The organism is Mesorhizobium sp. B2-8-5, from assembly GCF_006440675.2.
Lineage (GTDB): Bacteria > Pseudomonadota > Alphaproteobacteria > Rhizobiales > Rhizobiaceae > Mesorhizobium.
The window spans coordinates 3,588,723-3,606,545 of sequence record NZ_CP083951.1; the positions used below are offsets into that span (position 1 = coordinate 3,588,723).

At 64.4% G+C, this 17,823-nt stretch carries 17 protein-coding genes; 6 read left to right on the forward strand and 11 right to left on the reverse strand.

Annotated elements, in window-relative coordinates; genetic code table 11:
* The first annotated feature begins 187 nt into the window (after positions 1-187).
* Positions 188-871: a response regulator gene (locus tag FJ430_RS17350; RefSeq protein ID WP_040981753.1), complete on the forward strand. Its 684-nt coding sequence runs from the start codon at positions 188-190 to the stop codon at positions 869-871.
* Positions 872-881: 10 nt separating this feature from the next.
* Here FJ430_RS17350 and FJ430_RS17355 read toward each other — a convergent pair whose 3' ends face one another.
* Both FJ430_RS17355 and FJ430_RS17360 read right to left on the reverse strand, forming a co-directional pair.
* Positions 882-2,219, reverse strand: coding sequence for a hybrid sensor histidine kinase/response regulator (locus FJ430_RS17355; RefSeq protein ID WP_140710682.1), 1,338 nt, complete (start codon positions 2,217-2,219; stop codon positions 882-884).
* Between the two features lie 4 nt (positions 2,220-2,223).
* Positions 2,224-3,408: an FIST signal transduction protein gene (locus tag FJ430_RS17360; RefSeq protein WP_140710684.1), complete on the reverse strand. Its 1,185-nt coding sequence runs from the start codon at positions 3,406-3,408 to the stop codon at positions 2,224-2,226.
* 260 nt (positions 3,409-3,668) lie between these two features.
* Here FJ430_RS17360 and FJ430_RS17365 point away from each other — a divergent pair, with 260 nt between their 5' ends.
* From FJ430_RS17365 to FJ430_RS17380, 4 genes are all read left to right on the forward strand, one after another.
* Positions 3,669-4,169 carry a (2Fe-2S)-binding protein gene (locus tag FJ430_RS17365; protein WP_140710686.1) on the forward strand — a complete coding sequence of 167 codons (501 nt, stop codon included), beginning with the start codon at positions 3,669-3,671 and terminating at the stop codon, positions 4,167-4,169.
* A gap of 113 nt (positions 4,170-4,282) precedes the next feature.
* Entirely contained in the window at positions 4,283-6,631 is a 2,349-nt protein-coding gene (locus tag FJ430_RS17370) for a xanthine dehydrogenase family protein molybdopterin-binding subunit (protein ID WP_140710688.1), read from the forward strand.
* Between the two features lie 12 nt (positions 6,632-6,643).
* On the forward strand, positions 6,644-7,441 hold the full coding sequence (locus tag FJ430_RS17375) for an FAD binding domain-containing protein (RefSeq protein ID WP_140710690.1): 798 nt from the start codon (positions 6,644-6,646) through the stop codon (positions 7,439-7,441).
* Between the two features lie 208 nt (positions 7,442-7,649).
* Positions 7,650-8,672: an acyltransferase family protein gene (locus tag FJ430_RS17380; RefSeq protein WP_140710692.1), complete on the forward strand. Its 1,023-nt coding sequence runs from the start codon at positions 7,650-7,652 to the stop codon at positions 8,670-8,672.
* 134 nt (positions 8,673-8,806) lie between these two features.
* On the opposite strand, the gene FJ430_RS17385 is transcribed toward FJ430_RS17380, so the two are convergent.
* Positions 8,807-9,316, reverse strand: a complete 510-nt coding sequence (locus FJ430_RS17385; protein WP_226891742.1) for a GNAT family N-acetyltransferase — start codon at positions 9,314-9,316, stop codon at positions 8,807-8,809.
* Positions 9,316-10,071: a copper homeostasis protein CutC gene (locus tag FJ430_RS17390; protein WP_140710694.1), complete on the reverse strand. Its 756-nt coding sequence runs from the start codon at positions 10,069-10,071 to the stop codon at positions 9,316-9,318. The genes FJ430_RS17385 and FJ430_RS17390 overlap by 1 nt, the downstream gene beginning before the upstream one ends.
* Positions 10,072-10,252: 181 nt before the next feature.
* On the opposite strand from FJ430_RS17390, the gene FJ430_RS17395 reads away from it, so the two are divergent.
* The gene (locus FJ430_RS17395) at positions 10,253-10,708 is read left to right on the forward strand and encodes a carboxymuconolactone decarboxylase family protein (RefSeq protein WP_140647695.1); all 456 of its coding nucleotides are present in this window, start codon (positions 10,253-10,255) and stop codon (positions 10,706-10,708) included.
* Between the two features lie 42 nt (positions 10,709-10,750).
* Here FJ430_RS17395 and FJ430_RS17400 read toward each other — a convergent pair whose 3' ends face one another.
* The 7 genes from FJ430_RS17400 to FJ430_RS17430 all read right to left on the reverse strand — a co-directional run bounded on the left by FJ430_RS17400 (position 10,751) and on the right by FJ430_RS17430 (position 17,809).
* A complete protein-coding gene (locus tag FJ430_RS17400; protein ID WP_140710697.1) occupies positions 10,751-11,182 on the reverse strand; it encodes a cupin domain-containing protein in 432 nt (143 codons plus the stop codon).
* Positions 11,183-11,406: 224 nt separating this feature from the next.
* Complete coding sequence (locus tag FJ430_RS17405; RefSeq protein ID WP_140647699.1) at positions 11,407-11,685, reverse strand: hypothetical protein; 279 nt, start codon at positions 11,683-11,685, stop codon at positions 11,407-11,409.
* A 163-nt stretch (positions 11,686-11,848) separates the two neighbouring features.
* Entirely contained in the window at positions 11,849-13,465 is a 1,617-nt protein-coding gene (locus FJ430_RS17410; protein WP_226891743.1) for a DHA2 family efflux MFS transporter permease subunit, read from the reverse strand.
* Positions 13,462-14,556, reverse strand: coding sequence for an HlyD family secretion protein (locus FJ430_RS17415; RefSeq protein ID WP_140711190.1), 1,095 nt, complete (start codon positions 14,554-14,556; stop codon positions 13,462-13,464). Before FJ430_RS17415 ends, FJ430_RS17410 begins: the two co-directional genes overlap by 4 nt.
* Positions 14,557-14,767: 211 nt before the next feature.
* Positions 14,768-15,541, reverse strand: coding sequence for an SDR family NAD(P)-dependent oxidoreductase (locus tag FJ430_RS17420; protein WP_140711189.1), 774 nt, complete (start codon positions 15,539-15,541; stop codon positions 14,768-14,770).
* Positions 15,542-15,546: 5 nt separating this feature from the next.
* Positions 15,547-16,911 (reverse strand): dihydroorotase, encoded by a 1,365-nt coding sequence (locus FJ430_RS17425; RefSeq protein ID WP_226891744.1) that lies wholly within the window; start codon positions 16,909-16,911, stop codon positions 15,547-15,549.
* Positions 16,886-17,809, reverse strand: coding sequence for an allantoinase PuuE (locus FJ430_RS17430; protein ID WP_140711188.1), 924 nt, complete (start codon positions 17,807-17,809; stop codon positions 16,886-16,888). The genes FJ430_RS17425 and FJ430_RS17430 overlap by 26 nt, the downstream gene beginning before the upstream one ends.
* Between the last annotated feature and the right edge of the window lie 14 nt (positions 17,810-17,823).

A 17,823-nucleotide genomic window follows, 5' to 3' on the forward strand; every position in this document is an offset into this window, starting at 1 on the left:
GCATGAATCGTTAGCACCTTCGGCCGATTTCGACCCGCGGGCAAGACTCGACGTCCCTGCACACCGACCTGTCGTTTCAGTGACAATGCGCCGTACCATTGGGCGTGTACTATTTGCCAATAATCTGGCCATGATCACGGGACTATCCTGTGCCGGCTGAAACCGAACCGAAGCCTGAACCCGTGCAATGACCTCCGTCAGCGATCGCGCCCGCTTCCTGATCATCGACGACCACCCGCTGTTTCGCGAGGCGCTGCACAGCGCCGTGCAGATGGCCTATCCGGATGTCGATACGGTCGAGGCGCGCTCGATCGCGGAAGCGATCGAGCTTCTTGCCGATGCCAAGCCGTTCGACCTCGCGCTGCTCGATTTGAGCATGCCCGACGTGCATGGCTTCGAGGGGCTGTTGCAGCTGAGGACCCGTTATCCGCGGCTGCCAGTGGTGATCGTGTCGGGCTACGAGGAGCCGAAGATCATCTCGGAGGCACTGTCCTATGGCGCCGCCGGCTTCATCCCGAAATCGGCCCGCAAGAGCGATCTCGCCGCCGCCATCCGCTCGGTGATGGATGGCGCGGTCTATGTGCCGGAAAATTACGAAGGCCAGCCGCCCGATCCCGACAGCACCGACCGCGCCGACATGGTGCAGCGCCTGGCCAGGCTGACGCCGCAGCAGCTGAGGGTCCTGCAGATGCTGCGCCAAGGCATGCTCAACAAGCAGATCGCCTACGAGCTGCAGGTGGGTGAGACTACTGTGAAAGCACATGTCTCGGAGATCCTGCGCAAGCTCAACGTCTACAGCCGCACGCAGGCGGTGATCGAGGTGTCGAAGCTCGACAATGCGGAGCTGTTTCGGGACCAGGCCGGGTTTTGAGGCGGCATTTCTAAGCCAGAAGATGCGCCAGCAGCGCACGCAATTGCGCAGGCTTCAGCGGCTTGCGCATCAGTTCGATGCCGGCTGCTCGCGCCGCTTTGGCGACGAGCTCGGAGCCGTCGGCGGTGACGATCAGCGCGGGCACCGGGCGGCCTAGATAGTCGCGCACTTCGGCTATCGTTGAGGTGCCGAGGTCGCCGCCGTCGAGATGCTGGTCGGCGATGATGATGTCGGGCACCCAGGCGGTGTCGCCGAGCAGGTCGAGCGCATCGTCGGTCGAGGTGGCGGCGCGGACCAGGCATTGCCAGCGCTCGAGCAGCGAGGTCATGGCCGAGAGCACGTCCACGTCGTTCTCGACCAGCAGCACCCTGGTGCCGAACAGGCCGTAACCGCGCGGCCGCTCCATGTCGGCGGCGGCCATCGCCGGCTCGGCCGTGGCCATGCCGACCGGCACGTCGATATGGAAGATGGTGCCGCGCCCGACCTTCGAGGAAAAGGTGATGGGGTGGCCGAGTGCCGCCGCCATGCGGCGCACGATCGCGAGGCCGAGGCCGAGCCCGCCGGCGAGTTCCGCATTGTTAAGCGTCGAGGTGCCGCGGTGGAATTCCTCGAACACCGCCTCACGCTGGTCCTCGGGAATGCCGCAGCCGGTGTCAGCGACGTCGATGCGGATGATGTCGCCGCGATGCCTGGTGCCGACCAGCACGCCGCCCGAGCGGGTGTAGCGCAGCGCATTGGAGAGAATGTTCTGCAGGATGCGCCTGAGCAGCGTGCGGTCGGAGCGCACCACCACGTTCACCGGCCTGAATTTCAGCGACAGGCTTTTCTTTTCCGCTTCGGGCAGGAAATCCGAGCGCAGCGAGGAAAACAGCGCCTCCAGGCTGACGTCGACGACTTCCGGTTGCACCACCCCGGCGTCGAGCTTCGAGATGTCGAGCAGTGTGCGCAAGAGGTCTTCCATCGTCTCCAGCGAGCGCTCGACCTGCCGGACAAGCTTCCTGCCTTCCTCGCTGGCCTGGACCTCGGCCAGCGCAGAGACCGACAGGTGCGCGGCGTTGAGCGGCTGCAGCACGTCGTGGCTGGCGGCGGCGAGGAACCTGGTCTTGGAGAGGTTCGCCAGTTCGGCGTTCTCCTTCGCCTCGCTGAGGTCGATGTTCGACTGTTCGAGCCGGCGCAGCGTCGCGTGCAGTTCCTCGGTGCGGTTGCGCACCCGGTTTTCCAGCGAGATGGCGGTCTGGAACAGCGAGAAGGCATTGCCCTGCTGGTCCATCGAACGCTCGACGCGGCTGACGAGGGCCGCGTTGATCTTCTTCAGCCTTTCGAGGTCATTGATGTCGCGAAGCGGCATCTCGCTACTCGGCTGCCTGGGGCTCGCCGAAGGCGATGCCGGTAAAGGTCTGGTTGAGGTGCATCGAGCGGTACTGCTCGCCATAGGTGCCGAAGCCGATGACCTTGTTGGTCCGGTAGAGCTCCGAAATGTCCCGGTAAACCTGGCGGTTGCGCGCATCGAGCCGGCGCAGAACGCAGTCGAAGCCGAGGATCATGTCGATGCCGCCGAGCTTGCGTTCGGCGTCCTGCAACGCGGCGCGCGTCGCTTCCACCATGTTCTTCGGCTGGGCGATGGACAAAACGACGCCATCGTCGATGGCGCAGAAGAACGACAGCGAGCCGTCGACATGCATGCGCTGGATGGAGCGGCAGTAATATTCGCCGGCCACTTTCACCACGACGGGATGGGAGGCGAAGCTTAGCGGCGTCAGCGCCTGCGCCACGGTGCCGACCGAGGCCGCGTATTCCTCCGCCGCGTTGGTGGCGTTGAATTCGCGCACGATGCGATGGTCCGGGTCGGACGACGTCACCACCAGCTTCTCGTCGGTCGGAATGAAATTGTCGGTCTTGAAGACGTGGAAGGGGATCTCGGTCGCGACCAGCACGATGATGGCGCTGTCGGACGTGACCTTGCCGTTCGAAATCAGGCTGGTCGTCTCGAATTTCAGGTCGTCGCCCGCGGAGCCGCCGATCAGCGGAATGTCGTCCAACCCCCAGTGGATGGCCGAGGTCACCGCTTCCTCGGCATAGGAAAGCCCGTCGATGAAGCAGAGGGCGAAGACGCTCTTCGCCCGCTCCTGGCCGGCGCGGCAGCGCAGCAGGCGCCGCAGCTCCACGACCTCGCCGGTGATCCCGTCCATGCCGGAGGAGGAGAGGTTCTCGACCATGGTGCTGACGGTCGAAAACGAGGCCGACGGCAAAAGCAGGGCAAGGGCATGCCCTTCCTCCAGTCCCTGCGGCGTGATTTCGCCGGCGGTCGAGCAGCCGGCATAGGCGAGCGACGGCGCATGGACCTTCAGCGCTTGCGCGAGCCCCGCCGCGTCGACCAGGCTTTGGGAGAAGAACAGAAGCGCAAAGCCGGCGTCGACAGCCGCTGCTTCGGCCGCGATGGCCCGCGCAAAGGCATTCGGGTCGGGCTCATCCGTGGTGAGCGCCGAAAGGCCCGATGCATAGCGTGTGCTCGAACTGGCCAGCTGCCGTCTCCGCAATTTCCTCCAACGCTGTTTTGTGCGTGTCTTTTCTTATGCGTGTCAGGCACGCTTCGCGTCGAAGGCATCTTTGCCTTCAATCCCGGTTTTGGCAATGGGGCCGGTTGCTGCGCTGCACATAGCTTTCGCCATGATCGAAAGTACAATGGAACCGGCGCTGGCAGCGCTGTTTTGCCCGTTGTACGCTACCTGAATAACGCACTGCCGAAGCACAAGCGCGGCATTCGGCAATGACCAAGGTTGATACCCAGGGAGGTTGCATGTCGGACGTGTCGTTGACTGTGAACGGGAGGCGGGTCAGCGGGAACGCCGAGGACCGAACGCTTCTGGTGCATTTCCTCAGGGAACATCTCGGACTCACCGGAACGCATGTCGGTTGCGATACATCGCAATGCGGCGCCTGCGTCGTGCATGTCGACGGCCGGGCGGTGAAGTCCTGTACCATGCTGGCCGCGCAGGCCTCTGGCTCGACCATCGTCACCATCGAGGGGCTCGCCGACGGGGCCGAGCTGCATCCGGTGCAGGCCGCGTTCAAGGAGCATCACGGGCTGCAATGCGGCTTCTGCACGCCGGGCATGATCATGGCGGCGACCGACATGATCGCGCGCCATCCCGAGGGCCTCGACGAGGCGACGGTGCGCGCCGAGCTCGAAGGCAATATCTGCCGCTGCACGGGCTACCACAACATCGTCAAGGCGATCCTCGCCGCATCGGAGACGATGGCGAAGGGCGCCAAGGGCAGGGCGAAGCAGGCAGCTTAGGGAGTAGGCAGTAGGCAATAGGGAATAAGGCAAACGGCGATACGACCGCGAGCCCCTCACTACTGCCTAACCCCCTACTGCCTATTCCCTTAATTCCGGAGGAATTTCCGCAAATGGGTATTGAAGGCGTCGGCGCCCGCGTGGCGCGCAAGGAAGACAAGAGGTTCATCACCGGCGGTGGCCGCTATGTCGACGACATGGTGGTCCCCGGCATGAAACATGCCGTGTTCGTGCGCAGTCCGCACGCGCATGCGCAGATCAAGAAGATCGATGTGAAAAAGGCGCAAGCGATGCCCGGCGTCGTCGGCGTGCTCACCGGCAAGGAGCTCAAGGCCGACGGGATCGGCAACCTGATCTGCGGCTGGATGATCCATTCCAAGGACGGCACGCCGATGAAGATGGGCGCATGGTCGCCTTTAGCCGTCGATAAGGTGCGCTATGTCGGAGATGCGGTGGTCATCGTCGTCGCCGACACCAAGGGCCAGGCGCGCGACGCGGCGGAAGCGGTCGACATCACCTACAAGGAACTGAAGGCCGTGGTCGACGCCACCAAGGCCATCCAACCCGGAGCGCCGCAGGTCCATGCCGAGGCAGAGAACAACCTGATCTTCGACTGGGAGCTCGGCGACGGCAAGGCGACCGACGCGGCGATCAGGTCGGCGGCCCATGTCACGCGCATGAAGATCGTCAACAACCGGCTGGTGCCGAATGCGATGGAGCCGCGCGCGGCGCTCGGGCACTACGACAAGGCGGAGGACCACTATACCTGCTGGACGACGTCGCAGAACCCGCATGTCGCGCGGCTGGTGATGAGCGCCTTCTACAATGTCGCGCCGGAAAACAAGCTGCGCGTGATAGCGCCCGATGTCGGCGGCGGCTTCGGCTCCAAGATCTACATCTATCCGGAAGAGATCGTCTGCCTGTGGGCATCGAAGAAGACCGGCGTTCCCGTCAAATGGGTCGCCGACCGCACCGAAAGCTTCCTGTCGGACGCGCATGGCCGCGACCATGTCTCGACGGTGGAGATGGCCTTCGACAAGGACAACCGCATCACCGGTCTGAAGGTCGACACAATAGCCAATCTCGGCGCCTACATGTCGCTGTTCTCGTCCTGCGTGCCGACCTATCTCTATGCCACGCTGCTGTCGGGCCAGTACAACATCCCGGCGATCCACGCCAATGTGCGCACCGTCTATACCAACACCGCGCCCGTCGATGCCTATCGCGGGGCAGGGCGTCCGGAGGCCACCTACGTGCTCGAGCGGATGATGGAAACCGCAGCGCGCGAGCTTGGCGTGCCGCCGGCGGAACTCAGACGCCGCAACTTCATCACGTCCTTCCCGCACCAGACTCCGGTGATCATGGCCTATGACGCGGGCGATTATAACGCTTCGCTCGATGCGGCGATGAAAGCCGCCGACTATGCCGGCTTCACCAAGCGCCGCGCCGACGCCGCCAAGCAGGGCAAGCTGCGCGGCATCGGCATGAGCTGCTACATCGAGGCCTGCGGCCTGGCGCCGTCGTCGGCGGTCGGCTCGCTCGGCGCCGGTGTCGGCCTCTGGGAATCGGCAGAGGTGCGCGTCAATGCCGTCGGCACGATCGAGGTGCTGACCGGATCGCACAGCCATGGCCAGGGCCATGAGACGACCTTCGCGCAACTGGTCACCCAGCGCTTCGGCGTGCCGATCGACTCGGTCTCGATCGTGCATGGCGACACCGACAAGGTGCAGATGGGCATGGGCACCTATGGTTCGCGTTCCGGCGCCGTCGGCATGTCGGCTATCGTCAAGGCCCTCGACAAGGTCGAGGCCAAGGCCAAGAAAATCGCCGCGCACCTGCTCGAAGCGGACGAGGGTGACATCGTCATCGAGAATGGCGAGGTCAAGGTCGCGGGCACCGACAAGAGCCTGCCCTGGTTCCAGGTGGCGCTTGCCTCCTACACCGCCCACAACCTGCCGGCGGGCATGGAGCCCGGGCTGAAGGAGACGGCCTTCTACGATCCGTCCAACTTCACCTTCCCGGCCGGCTGCTACATCTGCGAGGTCGAGATCGACCCCGAAACCGGCACGACAGAGATCGTCCAGTTCGTCGCGGCGGACGATTTCGGCAACATCATCAATCCGATGATCGTCGAGGGGCAGGTGCATGGCGGCATCGCCCAAGGCGTGGGCCAGGCGTTGCTGGAAGGCGCGCATTACGACTCAAGCGGCCAGCTTCTGACGGCAAGCTACATGGATTACACCATGCCGCGCGCGGGCGACCTGCCGTCCTTCAAGGTCTCGACCTCGAATACGCCATGCCCTGGCAATCCGCTCGGCATCAAGGGCTGCGGCGAGGCCGGCGCCATCGGTTCGCCGCCGGCGGTCATCAACGCCATCACCGATGCGCTCGGCGTCGTCGACATCGCCATGCCGGCGTCGCCCGCGACGGTGTGGGCAACCATCCGCGCGACGAAGCACTGAGGAGGAACGAGCATGTATTCCGTCAGCTACCATCGCGCTTCCTCCGTCGCCGACGCCGCCAGGCAACTCAAGAACGGCGACGCCAAGCTGCTCTCCGGCGGCATGACACTGATCCCCGCCATGAAGACGCGGCTCGCGGCGCCCTCGGACCTCGTCGACGTCTCGCGGCTGAAGGACCTGCAAGGCGTCAAGGTGTCCGGCAAGACGGTCACCATCGGCGCCGCGACGACGCATTACGACGTCTCCACCGACGACAAGCTGAAGAAGGCCTGCCCGGCGCTTGCGCATATGGCATCCCTGATCGGCGATCCGGCGGTGCGCTATAAAGGCACGATCGGCGGCTCGATCGCCAACAACGATCCGGCCGCCGACTATCCGGCCGCGCTGCTGGCTCTGGACGCGATGATCGTCACCAACAAGCGCGAGATCGCGGCGGACAAATTCTTCAAGGGCCTGTTCGAGACAGCGCTGAAGGAAGGCGAGATCGTCACCGCGGTAAGCTTTACCGCTCCGGCCAAGGCGGCCTACCAGAAATTCCGCAACCCGGCTTCGCGCTACGCCATCGTCGGTGTGTTCGTGACCAAGGGCAAGGACGGGGTGAGGGCGGCGGTGACCGGCGCCGGCGAGGACGGCGTTTTCCGCTCCAAGGAAATCGAGGCGGCGCTGGCGAAGAATTTCGACGTCGCGGCGCTCGGCGGCCTCAAAGTGTCGGCAAAGGGGCTGATGAGCGATATCCATGCCTCCGCCGACTATCGCGCCAATCTGATCGCGGTGATGGCCAAGCGTGCCGTGGCCGCCGCCAACGCCTGAACGCTCTCAGCCTGGGTGAAGGAAAGGGGCCCTCGCGGCCCCTTTTTCTTTTGTACTCGCAACGACTTGGCGGGAATTACCTGAGTATTCGCAGTTTCGCACTTGCACAACAATATCCCGCACTGCAAAATGACCGCGGCGGGAATACCAGACGGTCCGAGACGCGGGCAACGCTTCGCATCCGGACCTCGAGTTGCGAAGGCACGGTATGACCGACATCTCCGCAGCGTCCGTTGTCCTGCCGCGGGCCGCAATCGACAGGGAAGCCAGGACAAGACTGGCCTATCTCGACGGCTGGCGAGGCCTGTCGATCGCGATGGTGCTGATCGGCCATTTCTTTCCGGTCCCGGGACTCAATCTCGGCGTGCTCGGCGTCGAGTTCTTCTTCGTGCTGAGCGGCCGGCTGATGGGCGAAATCCTGTTCATCGAGCGCTTTCCGCTGAAGAAATTCTTCAAGCGCCGCTTCTCGCGCATCTATCCAGCGCTGCTGGTGTTCGTGATTGCCGCCATGATCGGCCTGACCGGGACCTTCATCGCCTTCAAGTGGAAGGCGGCGCTGACGGCGCTGACCTTCACCTACAATTACGCCGGCATCCTGATCACCCGCGCCGGCGCGCTCGACCACATCTGGTCGCTCTGTGTCGAGGAGCATTCCTATATCCTGCTCGCGCTGATCAGCGTGATGGTAACCGGAAGAACGAACGTCGTGCGGCTGCTGGTCGTGCTGGCGCTGCTGGCAATGGCCAACGGCGCCATTTCGTACGGGGTTCTCGGCATGGGCTACGAGACCACCTACTGGCGAACCGACGTGCATATCGCCTCGATCCTGCTGTCCGCCGCGATCTGCCTGCTCAAGGCCGACGGGCGCCTGCCGGCTTTCCTGCAAAGCCAGCATGTGGCGCTGGCGGCGGCGGTTGGCGGCCTGTTGCTGTTCCTCGATCCGGTGCCGACGACGATCCACTATCTTGTCGGCGTGCCGCTGCTTGCGCTCGCCGTCAACACGATCGACTTCGCGGGCGGCTACCTGACGGGGCCGTTGTCGTCGCGGCCCATGGTGATGCTCGGCCTGTGGTCCTATTCGCTCTATCTCTGGCAGCAGCCTTTCTACAAATTCGTCGATGAGAAGGGGAGCGCAGCGATTCCGATGCTGGCGGCTGTATTCGCCTGCGCGCTGGCCAGCTACTACATCGTCGAAAAACCCGCACGCGGCTGGCTCAACCGCAACTGGTGAGATCAGGTTCCTGCGGCGTGCCTTCGGGGATGTCCCAGCTTTCGTCGAAGCGGAAGACATTGCTCGCCATGATGTCGCCCCCAGCCAGCGGAGCCGATATATTAGCTGCGGCCTGTTTTCCTGGCCAGCAGCGTTCAGGCGGCGATGGGCTTCGCCCAATAGCGCACCGATTTCTTGCCGCCGTGGATCACCGCGTCGCCGACCTCGGCGAAGCCGAGCGCTGCGTGGAAGGCGTCGGAGGCCGGGTTGGGTGGATCGGCATTGACCTCGCAGGTGACTATGGTGTGGCCGGCGAGGCGAGCCTGTTCGAACAGGTCCTCATAAAGCCGGCGGGCGTGGCCGCGGCCGCGGGCGTCCGCGGCCACGACGACGCGATCGACATAGACGAAGCGCGGATAGCGCTCGCGAAACCAGAGGAAGTTCGGACTGTCGTAGTTTGCTTCCTGGTCGAAGCACATGATGAAGGCCTCGAGCGCGTCGATGCGGCGGGTGTAGAAAGCTTGCCCGAGCAGGAATGAGAGCCGTTCCGGCTCGAGCCAGGACAACTCCGCCGCATGCTCATTGTTGAGGGCAAGGATGGCGGCCTCATCGGCGGGCGAGACCTGTTCGATCGGCAACAATTCCTTGCTCATCGTCTTCGCCATCAGGTTCTCGCGGCTGCGATCGTCGCCGCCACCTTGGCTTGGTCGGTCACCGTGTTGCGGTATTCGCGATCGAGGTCGGCGCCGCCCATGCCGACATTCGGGTTGCGGTAGCGCATGGCGCTCGGCACGTCCGCTAGTGCTGCGAAATGCATCTCGGTCAGTCCGGTCCGCCTGCGCACCTCGCCGATCGTGTCGGGCGCGAGGGCGCCGCAGCCGAGGATGATGATGCGCCCGCCCGCCTGGCGAACGAGCTCCGCCAAAAGCTCGACGCCTTCGACCGCCGTATCGCGCTGGCCGCTGGTCAGCACGCGGCCGACCTTGCAGCGGATCAAGGCTTCGAGCGCCTCGACCGGATCGCGCGTCATGTCGAAGGCGCGATGGCAGGTGACGTTGAGCGGGCCGGCGGCCTCAACCAGCGCGCTCATGCGCGCCTCGTCGATGGCGCCGTCGGCGGTGAGGCAGCCGACGACGACGCCGGCCACGCCGAGCTCGCGAAGCGCTTCGACATCGGCGAGCATCGAGCGGTATTCGGCCTCGCTGTAGAGGAAATCGCCGCCGCGCGGACGCACGATGACATGAAAGGGAATGGTCGCGCTTTGGAGCGCGGCGCGCACCGTGCCCATGCTCGGCGTGATGCCGCCTTCGATGAGGCTGGCGCAGAGCTCGACCCGGTCGGCGCCGGCGGCCTGGGCGGCAAGCAGCCCGTCAATGCCTTCGACGCAGATTTCGATCAGGGGTTTTTGCGTGTCCGCCACGGGTTTCCATCCATGCTTTCGACGAGATGCGCAGCCCTAGCATCGGGCGGGCCGCCGCGAAAGCCGCAACGATCGGTCCAGTCATGGAGGTGCTTGACAATACATAACTGCAAAGTTATGGATAACTCATAACTGAAAAGTTATTGATTGGTGCGAGCCCTGTTGGCCAAGGAGATCGACGATGGAAGCAAGATTGAAGAACCCGGTGATGCTCATTCCCGGCGCACTGCAGGCGCTTCTGGCGCTCGACAAATCGACCGAAGCCGGCGACGTGCCTTATGTGACGCGCAAGCTCGTTCATCTGCGCGCCAGCCAGATCAACGCCTGCGCCGTTTGCGTCGACATGCATGCGCGTGAGCTGAAGAAGGCCGGCGAGAAGGACGAGCGGATTTTCGCCGTGTCGGCATGGCGGGAGACGCCGTACTTCAACGAAGCCGAACGCGCGGCGCTTGCGCTGACGGAAGCCGCGACGCGCCTGGCCGATCGTTCCGACGCGGTGCCGGACGAGGTCTGGGACGAGGCCGCGCGCCATTATGACGACAAGGCGCTCGCCGCCCTGGTGATCCAGATCGCGCTGATCAATGCGTTCAACCGGCTGAACGCCACCACGCGGCAACCGGTGGGCGCCTGGGGGTGAGGCGAGAGGCGGGTGCCCGCTTCGAAGCCGGCACTTCGCCGGCTACTGTTTCAGGATCGTGTTCTTGGCGCCTTGCTCGACCTGGTCGATCACCAGAAGCTTCACCGGATCGGCACCGATATTGGTGGCCTGGTGCCACTGGCCGATCATCTCGACGATGAAGTCGCCGGTCTTGTAGGTATTGGCAGCGCCGGTCTCGACATTGGTCACCTTGAGCGTGCCTTGCTCGACATAGGCGTAGCGCGGGAAGGGGTGCTTGTGCACAGGCAAGGTCGCCCCCGGAGCGATCTGGTAGGACAAGACCTGAACCTCGACGTTCTTCTGCGGCAGCGTGATCGGCTGGCCCGACGCGGTCGTGGTCTTCGAAGCCAACGTCGTTACCACGACCGGCGTATTGCTGCTGTCCAACGCGTTGGCCGCGGTCGCATGGACGGTGGCTATCGCCAGCAGTGCCGATATCGTGATGTTGCGCATGGTCCCCTCCAAAGTTGCCGCACCATCGCCCGACGGAAATTGACGCGCAAGCATCCTTTTGCATGCGCCGAATTTTCGGGCGTTGCGGTCTAAGCTGCTCTGGAAGACGTGAAAGGCCCCGGACATGCCGGGGCCTCAGCACTGTATCATCGCCTCAGCCGCTCGGCCGGCTGATTCGCTGTGCGATGGAAATCAGGGACGTGCCGGGAAGGTGATCCGGCGGATCAACTCGGTGCCTTGCCGCCGTTCTTCTTGCAGTCCGAGCGGAACTTCTCGCGATCCTTGCCGTGGAGGCCTTTTTGATCAGCGAGCGTCGAGCATTGTTTCGAGATTGCGGTCTTTTCGGGCGTCATGGCGGTTTTCGGCTTCTTTGTGGTTGGCGCCATGGTCGTTGTCGTGGTGGCGGCGGGCGTGGTTGTCGTTGTCGACATCGCCGCCATGGCTCCGGTGGTGACAAATCCCGCGAGAGCGAAAGAAGCAAGAAGACGTGCTGCGGCTTTCATTGCGATCTCCATTGTTTCGAGTTTCCCCCAAGCGGGGGGACTAGCATCGGACTGAGGCTCCACCGTGCCGAGCCGCAGCGCGGGGTGGACACTTTGTCGTTACCGGGAGTTGCGCTTGATGAGCACGCCATCACGTTGCGGTGAAACACTCCAAGCGGCTCTGTCAGACGGCGGGGCTGTCCTGCTGTTTGGCAGGATCGGGCTTCGGCGCCCGGAGCAGCAAGGTGAACGGCACGAGCAGCGCTGTCGCTATCGCGCAATAGAAGAAGACGTCGACATAGGCGAGCAGTGAAGCCTGGCGACCGATTTCCTGTCCGATCCAGCCGACGGCCTGTTGCCTGGCCTCGATCAGCGGCGAGCCCTCGGCGACGAAATGGTCCGTCACCTGGCGGAGAGTCTGCTGATAGGCCTCGCTCGACTGCGCCGTGTGGCCGACCAGCACCGACTGATGCAACTGGGCGTTCTGGGCGATGACAGTGTTAGACAGCGACACGCCGATGCTGCCGCCGATGTTGCGGGCGACATTGATCAGCGAGGATGCCTGGTCGGTCTTTTGCGGCGGCAGGCCGACATAGGCGGCGGTGGAGATCGGGATGAACAGGAACGGCAGGCCGATCATCATGTAGATGCGCGCATAGGCGAAGAAACCGAAGCTGGCGTCGGGCGTCAGCGAGGTCATGTGCCAAAGCGCGACCGCGATCACCGACATGCCCATCATGATGAGATAGCGCGGCTGAACGACACCGGCCGCAAGGCCCGAAATCGGCATCAGCATCAGCATGGCGATGCCGCCCGGCATCATCGACAGACCGGAAAGGGTGGCGGTGTAGTCGAAGGTGGTCTGCTGCAGTTGCGGCAAAAGCTGCGTGGTGCTGAAGAGCACGGCGCCCACCGCCATCATGACGAGGAACGACATGCCGAACTGCCGGCTGAAAAGCAGGCGGATGTCGACGATGGGGTCGCGCCTTGTCCACTCCCACGGAACAAGCAGCAGGAACGACACCGCGGAGATCACGGCGAAAGTGGTGATGAAGGTCGAGGCGAACCAGTCGTTGCGCTGGCCTTCGTCGAGAAAGACTTCGAGGCAGCCGAGCGCCATCGCCACCAGGATGAAGCCGATCCAGTCGACCTTCAGCCCCTTGCTCAACCGCTCGCGGCGCTCGCGTTCGAGAATGTCGGGCTCGATCACCAGCCATTGCACGAGCGCCAGCGACATGATGCCGAACGGCACATTGATGAAGAAAATCCAGTGCCAGGAGAAATTGTCGGTCAGCCAGCCGCCGATGGTCGGCCCGACCGTCGGGGCGACGATCACCGCGATGCCGTAGAGCGCAAAGGCCTGGGAGCGTTTCTCAGGCGGGAACGTGTCGGCCAGGATCGACTGCTCGCTCGGCGCCATGCCACCGCCGCCGAGCCCCTGCAGGATGCGGAAGGCGATCAGCGTCGGCAGATTGGGCGCCAGCCCGCACAGCAGCGACGCCAGCGTGAAGGTCGCCACGCAGATCATGTAGTAGCGCTTTCGACCGATGATGCTGGTAAGCCAGCCGCTGACCGGGATGATGACGGAGTTGGCGACGAGATAGGTGGTGATCACCCATGTGCTCTCGTCCATGCCGGCGGCCAGGCTGCCGGCGATGTTGCGCAGCGCGACATTGGCGATCGAGGTGTCGAGCACCAGCATGAAGGTCGCGATCGAGACGACGATCGCGATCAGCCAGGGGTTGCGCCCGCCGGCCGCCGACCGGCTTTCGTTACCCTGGGCTGCTGCGGCATCGCTCATCGTACCTTGACCGTCGGCACCACCGACATGCCGGGACCGAGATAGACGCCGGGCGGTTGGTCGAACACGATCTTGACCGGCACGCGTTGCACCACCTTGACGAAATTGCCTGTGGCGTTTTCGGCTGGAAGCAGGCTGAAGGCCGTGCCGCTGCCGGCCTGAACGCTGTCGACATGGCCATGGAAGGTCTTTTCCGGATAGGCGTCGATGGCGATATCGACGGGCTGGCCCGGTCGCATCAGGTCGAGCTGTGTCTCCTTGAAATTGGCTTTCACCCAGACGTCGTTGGGCACGAACATCATCAGCACCTGGCCGGGCTGCGCATAGGTGCCTTTCGCCACCGTGATGTTGGTGGCATGGCCGGCGACGGGCGCCGTGATGGTCGTGCGGGTGAGGGTGATCTTGGCTTGGTTCTCGGTGGCCTCAGCTTGCCGAAGCTTGGCCTCGGCGCTCTTGCCTTGTGCCTGCAGAACAGCCACCTGGCTTTTCGCCGCCTCGACATTGGCGTTGGCGGTATCGAGTGCTGCCTGGTCCTGGCGTAAGGTCGAAGCGGCCTGCTGTGCCTGCTGTTGCGTCGCCGTGCCCTTGGCCAGGAGCTCACGGTTGCGCTGGTCCTCGGATTTGGCGAATTCGAGTGCTGCCTGCGCCTGCGCCACCTGTCTTTCGGCCGCATCGATCTTGGCGTTTTGCGCCTCGGTCTGGGCCTGCACATTGGCAATATCGGCCCGCGCCGCAACCACGCCGGCTTGTGCCTGTTTGAGCGAGGCCTGATAATCGCTGTCGTCGATGCGCAGAAGCACGGCGCCGGCCTCGACCGGCTGGTTGTCGGTGACGGCGACATCGGTGATGCGTCCGGCAATTTCCGCGCCGATCGTCACCGTGCGGGCGTCGATGAAGGCGTCGTCGGTCCATTCATACTGCCGCGCGTTGATCCACCAGATGACCACGGCCGCGATGACCAACAGGATGAGGATGGCGACGATCGCCGCTATGTAGGGATGGCGTCTGATGAGGCCGGGTTCGTTGCCGTCCGACGGACTGTCATTCGACTGCGTGTCTTGCGCTCGCTCGCCGTCGCGCTCGTTATCCATGCGCTTTTCGGCGTCCGGCGGGCGTTGCTGCCGATCGGACCGGGGCTGAACCCGCGCTTCCTCGGCGGGAGCGGTTTCGCGCTCTTTTCTTTCAGTTTTTGCGTCCAAGGCAACGGGTCCCAGATATCGTTGGCCCCCTCGCAGCAGGGTCAACGGGCGGTTTCCGCAAAGGTTCCTGCCCCCGGATGCGGCCGTGGCCCGGCTGGCAGCGTCAGCCCGCCATCCAGCCGCCGTCCACCATCAGGTTTATGCCGGTGACATAGCTCGCCATATCGCTGGCGAGAAAGAGCGCCGCGCCCGCCACGTCGTTCGGATGCCCAAGCCGTGGCCAGGGCGTGCGGCGGCGCGAATAGTCGAGCGCATCAGGGTCGTTGGCGACGCCCGGCTTGCCGGTGATGATCTTGCCCGGAGCAATCGTATTGCAGACGATCAGGTCGTCGGCATGGTCGACGGCGATCTGGCGCGTCATCTGCACGATGCCGCCCTTGCTCACCGAATAGGGCAGGTCGCCGGGGCAGGCGACCATGCCGTGCTGCGAGGAGATGTTGATGATGCGGCCGCGCACCTCGTTGACCGGCGCCTGGATGAGCATCTGCATGACCGCGCGTTTGTTGCAATAGAAGAAGCCTGTCAGGTTGACGCCGATGACGCGGTCCCATTGTTCCGGCGTGGTCTCGATCAGGTTGGTGCTGGTGTAGATCGCTGCATTGTTGACCATCACGTCGAGCCGGCCGAATTGCGTGACCGTCACGCTGACCAGCGCGTCGACGGCGCTCCAGTCAGAGATGTCGGTTCTCACGTAGGTCGCTGTGCCGCCGGCCGAACGGATCATGTCGACGGTGCCTTGGCCGCCCTCGATCGGCTGCTCCGCCGTGTCGGCGACGACGATGTTGGCGCCTTCGGTGGCGAATTTCAGAGCGATCGCGCGGCCGATGCCGGAGCTCGCTCCGGTGACGATGGCGGTTTTGTTGGCGAGCAGGGCCATGGTGTTCAGCTCTCCCGGGTGACGATCTTTCCTTGCGCCGCGCCGACCAGTCGCCCGTCGCGCACGATCTCGCGGCCGTGCAGGAAGACACTGGTCAGCCGCGCTTTCACGGTCCAGCCGTCGAAGAGCGTATAGCCTGCCCGCGACACCTGATCGGCATTGGCGATGGTGCTGGACTGGCGCGGGTCGAGGATCAGCAGATCGGCGTCGTATCCGGCGGCGATGCGACCCTTGCGCCGGCCGAGGCCGAAGCGCTCGGCTGGATTGCGGGAGCACATGCGCACCAGATCGGGCAGGGCGATGAGCCCTTCGTGGACCAGCCGCAGCATGGTTGGAAGCAGCGTCTGCAATCCTGGCATGCCGCCCGGGATGTCGGCGAAAGCCGCGTAAGCCGCTGCCTTCTCGGCCGGCGCGTGCGGTGCGTGATCGGTGGCGACGATGTCGATCAGTCCCGCGCTGAGAGCGGCGCGCAATGCGTCGACATCATGCGGCGAGCGCAAGGGCGGCGAAGCCTTCAGCTTGGCGCCTCGCGTTTCGTAATCGTCGGCGGTGAAGAACAGGTTCTGCGGCGTGGTCTCGACGCTGGCGTCGGCGACGCCGCGCAGCCGGCTCCAGGTCTCGACACCGAGCTCGGAATTGATCTGCCGGACGTGAATCCGCGCCTCGGTCGCCGCTGCGGCGACAAGGGCGCGGGCGATGCCATTGGCTTCGGCGAGCGGCGGCCGGCTGTCCAGGAAGGCGGCGATGCTGCCGGAGCGATCCCGCGCCGTGCTGCCGGCCAGGATCGATTGGTCGCCGGGCGAGATGCCGATTGTCGTGTCGGCGCCGGCGAAAGCCTTCAGCGCCTCAGCGACATTGTCGAGCGAGGCAAAAAGGAAGGCGTCCGGCACGTCGGCCGTGAACAGTTCGAAGGAGACCGGTGCGAGGTCGAGCAGGCGAGGGACGATCGACAGGTCGCGGCTGACCACGGCCTGCAGGCCGACATCGACATGGATGCGGCCCTTCGCAATCGCCATCTTGTCGGCAAGTTGCTCGGGCGTGGCCGTCCATGGCTCATCGGTCGGCATGTCGAGCACCGTGGTCACGCCGCCGAGCGCCGCCGCATGCGTACCGGAGGAAAAGTCTTCCTTGTGGGTCAGGCCGGGGTCGCGCAGATGCGCATGCGCATCGACAAGGCCCGGTAGCAGGAAGCAACCCGCGGCGTCGATGAGCGTGCTGGCTTCGGCGGCTTCGCCAGGCGGGATGAGCGCCGCGATCCTGCCTGCCGCGATGCCGACATCGTTGCGGCTGAGGCCATCGGCGTTCACAACCGTTGCGCCGCGGATCAGCGTCTCGAACATGCCCTCAGCCACGCTGCTCGAAGCGCGCATGGTTCGCGTGCCAGAAGCGGGCAATGTCCTCGCGGCGCATGAAGGCGACGCCGTCGGATTTCTGGACATGCTCGATGACCTCGCGCAGGCCCGAGGCGCGGTTCGGCTGACCCGTCCAGCGGGCGTGGATGCCGATGGTCAGCATGCGGCCGCCGGTCTCGTCGGCTTCGCTAAGCATATAGTCGATGGCCGCGCGGCAGTCCTCGGCGAAGTCGCGCGGATTGCTGTAGCCCGGAGCCACCAGATAGCGGCTGTCGTTGAGCGTCTTGGAGTAGGGGACGACCAGGATTTCCGTGCCCCGGTGATCGAGGAAATAGGGCAGGTCGTCGTTGCAGGGATCGGAGTGGTAGAGGAAGCCGCCTTCCTCGACCAGCAGGTCGCGCGTGTTGACGCTCGGCAGCGAGCGGCAGTTCCAGCCCAAGGGCCGCTTTCCCAGCAGCTTTTCGTAAAGCGCGATCGCCTCGTGCAGATGGCGCTCTTCCTCGCCGCGCTCCATGGTCGTGTGGTCGATCCAGCGCAGGCCGTGGCCCATCAGGTCATGCCGGCGGTTCTTCATCCATTCGACCAAGGGCGGGTTGCGCTCCAACGCCACGGCGCAGGCGGAAAAGGTGACCGGGATGTCGTAGCGGTCGAACAATCTGGCCAGGCGCCAGACGCCGGCGCGGCTGCCATATTCGAAATGCGTCTCGGTGCCGAGATCGCGCACCGGCATGCTGCCGCTGAGATTGTATTCGCCCCAATTGTCGTTGCGGCCATCTTCGAGCCAGGAGTATTCCGAGCCCTCCTCATAGTTGAGCACGAGGTTGACGGCGAGCTTGACGCCGCCCGGCCAGGTGACGAAGGGCGGGTGCGGGCCGTAGCCGACGAAATCGCGCGGCTGCTGGAAATCGATCGGCATCTTGCGTTCTCCAT

Bases quoted from the DNA above. Each gene is read 5' to 3' on its own strand.
- FJ430_RS17385 (WP_226891742.1), bottom strand. From the start codon at position 9,316: ATGGCGAAGACGATGAGCAAGGAATTGTTGCCGATCGAACAGGTCTCG.
- FJ430_RS17425 (WP_226891744.1), bottom strand. From the start codon at position 16,911: ATGCGCGCTTCGAGCAGCGTGGCTGAGGGCATGTTCGAGACGCTGATC.
- FJ430_RS17350 (WP_040981753.1), top strand. From the start codon at position 188: ATGACCTCCGTCAGCGATCGCGCCCGCTTCCTGATCATCGACGACCAC.
- FJ430_RS17395 (WP_140647695.1), top strand. From the start codon at position 10,253: ATGGAAGCAAGATTGAAGAACCCGGTGATGCTCATTCCCGGCGCACTG.
- FJ430_RS17410 (WP_226891743.1), bottom strand. From the start codon at position 13,465: ATGAGCGATGCCGCAGCAGCCCAGGGTAACGAAAGCCGGTCGGCGGCC.
- FJ430_RS17430 (WP_140711188.1), bottom strand. From the start codon at position 17,809: ATGCCGATCGATTTCCAGCAGCCGCGCGATTTCGTCGGCTACGGCCCG.
- FJ430_RS17415 (WP_140711190.1), bottom strand. From the start codon at position 14,556: ATGGATAACGAGCGCGACGGCGAGCGAGCGCAAGACACGCAGTCGAAT.
- FJ430_RS17355 (WP_140710682.1), bottom strand. From the start codon at position 2,219: ATGCCGCTTCGCGACATCAATGACCTCGAAAGGCTGAAGAAGATCAAC.
- FJ430_RS17420 (WP_140711189.1), bottom strand. From the start codon at position 15,541: ATGGCCCTGCTCGCCAACAAAACCGCCATCGTCACCGGAGCGAGCTCC.
- FJ430_RS17370 (WP_140710688.1), top strand. From the start codon at position 4,283: ATGGGTATTGAAGGCGTCGGCGCCCGCGTGGCGCGCAAGGAAGACAAG.
- FJ430_RS17375 (WP_140710690.1), top strand. From the start codon at position 6,644: ATGTATTCCGTCAGCTACCATCGCGCTTCCTCCGTCGCCGACGCCGCC.
- FJ430_RS17405 (WP_140647699.1), bottom strand. From the start codon at position 11,685: ATGAAAGCCGCAGCACGTCTTCTTGCTTCTTTCGCTCTCGCGGGATTT.
- FJ430_RS17380 (WP_140710692.1), top strand. From the start codon at position 7,650: ATGACCGACATCTCCGCAGCGTCCGTTGTCCTGCCGCGGGCCGCAATC.
- FJ430_RS17400 (WP_140710697.1), bottom strand. From the start codon at position 11,182: ATGCGCAACATCACGATATCGGCACTGCTGGCGATAGCCACCGTCCAT.
- FJ430_RS17365 (WP_140710686.1), top strand. From the start codon at position 3,669: ATGTCGGACGTGTCGTTGACTGTGAACGGGAGGCGGGTCAGCGGGAAC.